Genomic DNA, 6,506 nt, shown 5'->3' on the forward strand with positions numbered 1-6,506 from the left:
CTGTCCTTTTCCGCCATCAACAATAATAAGATTTGGAAATTCTAAACCAGTTTTATATCGACGTTGGACAATTTCTGCCAAAGCTTTGCAATCATCTTGGTCTATGAGTGTTTTTACTTTAAATCGTCTAAAAGATTTTGGTTCTGGCGATCCATGAACGTATCGAATACAGCTCCCAACAATAAAAGTTCCTTGCATGTGTGAAATATCAAAACAATCAATAACGTATGGAATATGCTTGAGACCTAGTCGTTTTTGCATAGCCATTAAAACATCAAGATTTCTTTGATTGTCTGGAATGTTTTGCCTGCTTGGCATATCGCAAAGAGTTTTAAGAGTTTGTGCAATCTGCTCGAAATTTTGCCGGTATGTAAGTAGGTGCTGTGCTTGCTCGAACTGTAAATTTTCGCTCGCAATTTTTATTTCGCGGTCAAGTGTTTCGATTGCTTGTTTTGGATTTTGTTGCAAGAGATATTTTGCTAAGGCTAGCCTAAATTCATAAAATTCAAGATCAAATTCATTCATACAAAACCCGGCGCAAAGCCCAATGTGATATTGCAAGCAACCATTGGCTATCTTTTTTTTGCAGAGTTTTAGTTTGAAGGTGGACATTAAAAATTTATATACGCTGTGCGCTGTATTCTTAGAAAGAAACGGGCCGACAAAAGTTCCTTTTTTCTTTTTTATTCTGACAATTGAAAGTGTTGGAATTTTTTCCTCAGAAAAAAATAAGTAGATAAAAGGATTACCTTCTTTTAAAAGCTTATTAAACTTTGGTTGATATTTTTTTATGAGATCGGCTTCAAGGTATAAAGCTTCAATTTCGCTGGCAGTAGGAATAGTTTCAAGGCTCGTAGCTTCTTGCAAAAGCATGCTCGTTTTGCTGTCTGTTTCTTTGCCGAAATAGGATGTAATTCGTGATGAAATATTTTTGGCTTTTCCAATGTAGATAATTTCTTGGTCTATATTTTTAAATAAATAAACACCAGATTTTGTAGTTAGCTTTTTTGGTTTTTCTATCACGCATTAGCTCCTAGGTATTATCAAATTTATAACTCAGGATGCTCTTGTAAATAATTTTTTACAATTTCGAGAGGAAAATCTTCTTCCTGGCTATGTTGATGTCCATACAAAAGGTCTGATGTCATAGAATTGCTCATAAAGCTATGTTTTAATTTAAACGTATCTGATACGAAAAAGAATGTAGCATCAACCATTTTTTGGATAATTTCTATGTACTGAGTTCCTGGCTTACAAAATATAATGTTTGTACTTCCTGATCCAACAAAAGAAACTATGCTTGTTGCTTGATTAAATAAAGCAATTTGCTCTGGTAGTGACAATTTTGTTAACTCATATCTTTTAAATCCAAGTGGCTCAAATAAAGCAAAAATTTCATCTTCGTTTGGTACAAATCTTCTGTTGCGTATGGCCTCTTTTCTTGAAATAAATATTTTTTTACAGAATTGGCTAGACTGTTCAACCTCTTGAATATTTACAGCATTTAATAATTTATTACTAACATGTTTTAAAAGAAAATCAGCATTGTAATTAGCATTTTTTCCAATCATTACAGATGTTTGAGTTACGGCTGTTGGTAAAATTATAAAGTCAGCTTTGATGTGTAGATTTTTGGTAAGAGGTATAATTTTGCTTCGATCAATTCCCCAAAGATCAAGAGTTTCTTGCATAAATTTAGAGCTGTATGGGACGCACAAATAGTCATATGAAATATTATTTATTTCAAGCAATGCGAGCTGTCCAAGAACGTCAAATATCCAATGACCATAACATTCAGGAAAAAGATGTGAAATAATTGCTACCCGACCAGCAACTGTGACAATGTTTGAGTTCTCTTGAATTTCGAACTCTTGGCCGCCAAAGTAGTTCATATTTTTAATTTGTGTTTCTTTTATAAAACAATTATTTACAAAAATATCACCACTATCATAAAGATACGCTACTCCATTTGGAACGCTTAGAATAAACATGTCAGAAAAGATACCCTTGCTTGGGAAAAATTGTTGACTATTTTCTTGATATAATGGGTACGTGGTCATGTCAAAAGAGTATTTATCAGTGCACTGATGGCATGTTGCTTGCGGAAATTCTTTTGCAAAATCTGATGCAGATAATTGTTTAATGCGTGTAGCTTGTGCATAAAAAACAATAAAAAAGCTAAAAAAAACTATTTTTGTAAAATTGGTAAGCATAGATAAACATCCTTTTTTGATGCAATACAATCTGATATGATTGGACAAACGTATCAAATCGATAACGCGCTGTCAAAGCAAGAAGTGAATAGTTGTAAGAGCTTCAGATTTCAATTAATTTGTCTGCGATTGCAGCGCTTGTCTTATGGTTTGCATAAATTATAAATTTTTTAATAAAAAGGTTTAAAGTATGAAAAAAAATAAAGCAATGTTCTTTGTCTTAGCAGTATGCGTTCTACTCATGCCCACTATTATTAATTGTTCATGGTATTGTGATCGAATTTCCCTTGCAAATGTTTTACTAAATCATCCAGAAATTAGTTATACATCTTGCTCGCCTGCAAAATATGTTGAGTATGAAAAGCTTCCAGTTGCAGACAATCATTACTTGCATCCCTACAAAGGGACTTTTCAGGAAACATTTGTTTTACGTATTCCCAAAGGACAAGTGTATGGCGTAGATGGACACGTTGTTGTTGGTGATAGTTTGATAAATGAACTTGTTTGGCAAAATTGCGCATTGCCAAAGCATCAGCTAGAAAATGCTCGAAAAAATAAACCAATAAAAAAAGTTTCTCGCATGGCTGTAATTGCTCAATCGGGCAACAGCTTTTATTATCATTGGATCGTTGAGATTTTAGGAAGGTTGGCTCTGCTCGAACAGGCAGGAGAAGAGTATGACTATCTGTATGTTCCTACCTACAGATCATTTATGAAAGAAGCTTTGCTTTTGTGGGGTGTAAATCCAGAAAAAATTATTGATTCTACTGATGATGTTTTATATGAGGTTGATGAAATAATTGTTCCTTCTTTGGTTGCATCAATTCGTACGGATGGATCACCAAGGCTTGCTCACTATGCCCCAAAAGAGATTGTTGATTATGTAAAAACCAAATTAAGTAATTCTTTTGAAGCACAAAATAAAGAATATTCATTTTGCAAAAGAGTTTTTATATCAAGGTCTGATGCTCAATTTAGAAAAATATTAAACGAAGATGAGGTTTTTGAGAAGTTTGCGGCTCAGGGATTTGAAAGATATATTTTAAGTAGCTTATCTTTGATTGAACAAATAGCTCTTTTTAAAAATGCTGAAATTGTAGTGGGGACTCTTGGTTCAGGGCTGACTAATATTTTATTTTGCAGCAAAGATGCATTAGTTGTCGATATTTTTCAAGCTCGCAGAGATTGTACAATTTATTATTTGAGTCAGATTCTTGGGCTAAAATATAAATGCGTAAAAACGATGGAGTTTATTGATCAAAATGATGGTCAATTTGATATGGAAATGCCTTTGGATATTGTTGAGAAATTGTTGGACGAGTTGATGCTTGGTGCAAAATAGCTACAGCTTTAAATGTATTCCTGTAGGCTGTGAAAATTGAAAGCCAGAGCTTCCTGCAGCTTGCTGTTGACGATTTGCAAGATTACCCTTACCGAGCTCTAGATGAATTCCAGGAGCTCCCTGTGATGATCCTATTTTTAATCCATTGAGCGGGAAATGGATACTAGACATTGATTGGGGGTTTGCCTGGCTGATCGGAATTATTTGTATAATCGGTATTGGCAGTTTTGGTTTTTTTGGCACTGACTGGGCAGTTAAATAATTATAGTATGTCGTTTGAGCATTGGTAATAAGTGTTTGGTTTGCTTGTGAAATATTATATTGATTTACATAAGAACCAAACTCTGCAGATGAATTATATTGAGCGAGTTCTTTTGGAGTTTCATTTTTTGCAAATACGGTGTTCTTTGCGTATAAATTTCCAGTAACAAGGCTTAACAGTCCTTGAGCGCTTGCAGACGTTGGTGCCATTCCCATTGAGCTACCAAGAGCTTTATCTATGACTTCTGCCATGATAAGATAATCAAGCAAAGCTTTTCCCGAGCTGTCTTTGGCATTAATAGTTTCTGTTGATTTATAAATATATTGCCCCGAGGTTAGGGCCTGACTGTCAATAATGTCGAGTGCAAATTTTCCAAAATTAATTTTAGAAAGAAGCTTTGTAATTGCTGCTTGTTGAGTTGTAATGTATACACCAAGCTTTGCAGAGAATGGTCCATTGCTTGTTTGATATGTGCTCCAGACATCATTTACTGTTGCAACAGAGTTTCCGTTGGTATCATAAACCGTTCCAGTAATCAAACTTACCAGTGCAAGCGTTGCGCCAGCGACAAGAGCTTGGGTTGGGCTTTGGCCAATATTTGTAACGATACCATTTTGGTTTGATGCAAAAACAACAAAGTCACCCATCGATGCAGGATTCATTTTTTTTATGTCAGTGCCTATCGTTGCATAGACATATTGCCCGAATAAAATTCCTTGTTTTGATATTGGCTTTAAACTCATCAGTCCAAATTTTGGATTTAAAGCGGTTGCTAGTTCTGTTTTTGCTTCTTTTTCTCTATCTATTTCAGATGGAGTATTTGTTTGAGGTCTTGCAGAGCCATTTGGAATTAGTTGAGGCGTCGGCATAACTTGATCCCACATTATTGCTGCGCCAGAACAAATAACGCCATACGTTCTTTGATTTTCTAGTGAAGAGACTGTAAGTGCTTTTTGCACAGTTGCAACAGAATTTTTATCAACAAATAGTTCGATGGCTAATTTTGATCCATCGAGCGCGGCTTTAAGATGGTATGTGTGTTGTGTACTAAGCTGTAAAGCAGACGGTAGAGGTTGCTGGAAAATCCATTTTAATCCTTCATGCTCATATACCCCAATGTGTAAAAGATCTGTTGCGCTATCTCGATAAAGCACAACCATTTTTGCAAGATGAGCAGCATCAAGATCAATCAAGCTCGCATTGATAACAGATGAGGGTATCGTTTTTCCGGCTATTAAATAAGTTTGAAGTGTTGCCAGCGCTTTTGAAACATTGGCAACCGTTGTGTTTAGCAAGCGGGCAAGATAATTTGGAGAGTTATAATTATTATAATTTCCACCTAAATAAATCCCAACATGAAACTCAGAGTTGAGTGTGTAAATAAATTGCAAGTCGATAGCAACGCTTAAAGGATCAAGTGGTAATTTTACTGAATTGTCTGCGTTTTGACTGTCTATTGAAATAGATCTTTGATTAAACCATAATTTATCAGGAGCTGTTTTTTTAGAAGATTTTGAGGTTGATTGAGTTGCAACTCTTGGAGATTGAGCCACTTCTTGAGCAAATGGAAAATCACTATTGCCAGTTGTTGCGGTAAAGAATCCTTGCGATGGATAAAGGTCTAAGTAGTTACTGTGTATTCCCCAAGATGATCCAATGTCTGCAGGCAATAAATTAGTTGTTTGATCTGGTGTTAACAGTTGAACATAGAGTGGCGCAATGCTTGAAGAAATACTTTTTTCAAGACCGTCAACGCTTGTATTTGTTTGGTTTTGGTACAATGAAAGAGCTATGGTTTGATTACCGATTTCTGCTTGTTGTTTTTGTTTTAATTCATTTAAGAAGGCTGATTGAAGGTAGGCTGTTGATAATTTTGTTTCATTGATAAATCTCCACAAGGCTCTTAAAGATTGGGCTTGATTGAGTTCTTGTAGCAGTGATTGTTGATCTTGATTATATCCACCAACAATGTTAAACAAGCCAAAAGCTACGTTCATAACCATGCCCATTGCCTTGCTTGCTATGGCAGAGGAGACCTCTTTTGTCGCTTGGCCCAAAGCGTCTTCGGTTCCATCTTCGGCGACTTGCTTAAGCTCTTCTTTGGTTAGACTTTTAGCGTCTTGCTTAAGAGCAGTTTTGATAACCGCTTTTAGCTCATCTTGTGTTAGTTTTTTGCCAGCCTTTCGCGCTGCGGCAAGAGCTTCATCTACTGCTTTTTTAACAGCATCTTGAGCCGCTCGTTTTGCTTCTTGCTTTGCGGCCTGTTCAGTTACGGTTGTTGTAATCTGCTCAGCTTCTTGCTTGGTAAGATCACGTCCTGCATCTTCTGCGGCTTGCTTTAATGCGTCATTAACCAGATCCTGGGCTACACTTGTAGCGTTACGCTGAATTGCTGCCTTTGTCACTGCTTCAATTTCTTGTTTGGTTAGAGCTCTTCCAAGTGTTTTTGCTTCGGCTTTTAAAGCAGCCTTCACAGCATCGTCGGCAGCTTGCTGAGCGGCCTTGCCAGCAACTTTTTTTGCAGCAATTTCTGCAGCTTGCTCAGTAACGTCTTCTAGCTCTTGGCCTGTAAGTTTTTTTCCAAGAGTTTTAGTAAGCTGCTCAAATGCTTCTTTTTCCGCTTTCTGAAGTGCTTTCTTACCAGCTTTTTTAAGCATTTTTTCAGTAGCTTTTTTGAATGCTTTTTTTA

4 protein-coding genes are annotated in these 6,506 nt (G+C 36.1%); 1 reads left to right on the plus strand and 3 read right to left on the minus strand.

The window, feature by feature from the left end; translation table 11 throughout:
- The coding region (locus NTU89_01195; GenBank protein MCX5923161.1) for a GIY-YIG nuclease family protein at positions 1 to 1,023 on the minus strand (1,023 nt) is incomplete at its 3' end.
- 26 nt (positions 1,024 to 1,049) lie between these two features.
- Entirely contained in the window at positions 1,050 to 2,213 is a 1,164-nt protein-coding gene (locus NTU89_01200) for a glycosyltransferase family 61 protein (protein MCX5923162.1), read from the minus strand.
- A gap of 190 nt (positions 2,214 to 2,403) precedes the next feature.
- On the opposite strand from NTU89_01200, the gene NTU89_01205 reads away from it, so the two are divergent.
- Positions 2,404 to 3,555, plus strand: a complete 1,152-nt coding sequence (locus NTU89_01205) for a glycosyltransferase family 61 protein (GenBank protein MCX5923163.1) — start codon at positions 2,404 to 2,406, stop codon at positions 3,553 to 3,555.
- Here the strand turns inward: NTU89_01205 and NTU89_01210 are convergent.
- Positions 3,556 to 6,506, minus strand: a 2,951-nt coding sequence (locus NTU89_01210; GenBank protein ID MCX5923164.1) for a hypothetical protein, incomplete at its 5' end; no start/stop codon positions are given.

This window comes from Candidatus Dependentiae bacterium, assembly GCA_026389065.1.
GTDB lineage: Bacteria > Babelota > Babeliae > Babelales > Chromulinivoraceae > JACPFN01.